The sequence below is a fragment of the Pseudomonas sp. genome, assembly GCF_050739995.1.
Taxonomy (GTDB): domain Bacteria; phylum Pseudomonadota; class Gammaproteobacteria; order Pseudomonadales; family Pseudomonadaceae; genus Aquipseudomonas.
Genome location: NZ_JBOICG010000698.1, coordinates 1 through 1,780, shown reverse-complemented (window position 1 = coordinate 1,780; position 1,780 = coordinate 1). Strand labels below are relative to the sequence as shown.

Below are 1,780 nucleotides of genomic sequence, written 5' to 3'. Positions count from 1 at the left end.
GGCGAATGTGACGGGTTTCAAGGCAATCGTCCTACATGCCGTTGGTCACCCATGTTGCAATAAGACTAACGGTCGGTAAATAAACCGAAAAACTTGGCCGAAAAGCCGTTTCGGCTGTCGCCCTCGGCGGTGATGGCCTCTATACTAGCTCCCCGTTTGTGCACCGCTCTAGTGCATTCGGCTGGAGCGCGACACGTCCCTCCTATCCCCCATAGAGCTGCCGCAAAAATGAGCCTGTTCTCCGCTGTCGAAATGGCACCACGCGATCCTATCCTGGGCCTCAACGAAGCATTCAACGCCGATACACGAACCACCAAGGTCAACCTTGGCGTGGGCGTTTACTGCAACGAGGAGGGGAAGATTCCACTCTTGCGTGCCGTTGCCGAAGCGGAAGCCATTCGCGTGGCGCAACACGCCGCCCGTGGCTACTTGCCGATCGATGGCATCGCCGCCTACGACAAGGCCGTGCAAACCCTGTTGTTCGGTGCTGAATCGCCATTGCTGGCAGCTGGCCGCATCACCACCGTACAGGCGGTGGGCGGCACCGGCGCCCTGAAAATCGGCGCGGACTTCCTCAAGCAACTGCTGCCCAACGCCGTCGTCGCGATCAGCGACCCGAGCTGGGAAAACCACCGCGCCCTGTTCGAGACCGCCGGTTTCCCGGTGCAGAACTACCGCTACTACGACGCCGCCACCCACGACGTGAACCGTGCCGGCCTGCTCGAAGACCTCAACGCCCTGCCGCCACAGTCCATCGTGGTACTGCACGCCTGCTGCCATAACCCGACCGGCGTCGACCTGAGCCCGGCCGATTGGCAGAACGTGCTGGACGTGGTCAAGGCCAAGAAGCTGGTGCCGTTCCTCGACATGGCCTACCAGGGCTTTGGAGACGGTATCCATGAAGACGCCGCAGCGGTGCGCCTGTTTGCTGAATCGGGCCTGACCTTCTTTGTGTCCAGCTCATTCTCCAAGTCGTTCTCCCTGTACGGCGAACGTGTGGGCGCCCTGTCCATCGTCGGCGAGTCCAAGGAAGAAAGCGCGCGCATCCTGTCCCAGGTCAAGCGCGTGATCCGCACCAACTACTCCAACCCGCCCACCCACGGCGCAGCGATTGTTGCAGCGGTATTGAACAACCCTGAACTGCGCGCCCAGTGGGAAGCCGAGCTGGGCGAAATGCGCCTGCGCATCCGCGGCATGCGCGAGCAGATGGTCGCTGACCTGGCCAAGGCTGCACCGGGCCACGACTTCAGCTTTGTCGGTCGCCAGCGCGGGATGTTCTCCTACTCCGGCCTGACCGTTGAGCAAGTCACCCGCCTGCGCAACGAGTTCGGCATCTACGCCCTCGACACCGGCCGTATCTGTGTGGCGGCGTTGAACCAGTCGAACATTGATGCAGTCACAAAGGCAATCGTTCAGGTGCTGTAAACCTGTAGCCGTTGCACGAAAGGGGAAGCCGATGGCTTCCCCTTTTTCGTATCCAGCTCCTAGACTGAACCCCAACCGCCCCTTTGCTGTGAGAGCCCCATGAGAAACGATGACCTGGACCTGCGCGCCGACCGCGACGAACTGGACGACTACGCCCCGCGTGCGCCGCAACCCAAGCGCCAGAAAAGCCTGGTGCTGCAAGTGGCGCTCGGTGTATTCCTCGGCGGCCTGGCCCTTTGGTTGGTACAGTTGGGCGCGACGGCACTGATGGCCAAGTTGGCCATGGGCACCCTGCAATTCGGCGGCTGATGAAAGTCGAAAGGTGGGAGGGGGCTTGCTCCCGATAGCGGTGGGT

General features: G+C 61.7%; 2 protein-coding genes. Both read left to right on the top strand.

What is annotated here, in order from left to right; all coding sequences use genetic code 11:
- Nucleotides 1–228: 228 nt before the first annotated feature.
- On the top strand, nucleotides 229–1,425 hold the full coding sequence (locus ACRESD_RS23515) for an amino acid aminotransferase (RefSeq protein ID WP_431753095.1): 1,197 nt from the start codon (nucleotides 229–231) through the stop codon (nucleotides 1,423–1,425).
- A 99-nt stretch (nucleotides 1,426–1,524) separates the two neighbouring features.
- Entirely contained in the window at nucleotides 1,525–1,734 is a 210-nt protein-coding gene (locus ACRESD_RS23510; protein ID WP_431753094.1) for a hypothetical protein, read from the top strand.
- The last annotated feature ends 46 nt before the right edge of the window (nucleotides 1,735–1,780 follow it).

Excerpts from the sequence above, each read along its gene's own strand:
- ACRESD_RS23515 (WP_431753095.1), top strand. The coding sequence starts at position 229 with ATGAGCCTGTTCTCCGCTGTCGAAATGGCACCACGCGATCCTATCCTG.
- ACRESD_RS23510 (WP_431753094.1), top strand. The coding sequence starts at position 1,525 with ATGAGAAACGATGACCTGGACCTGCGCGCCGACCGCGACGAACTGGAC.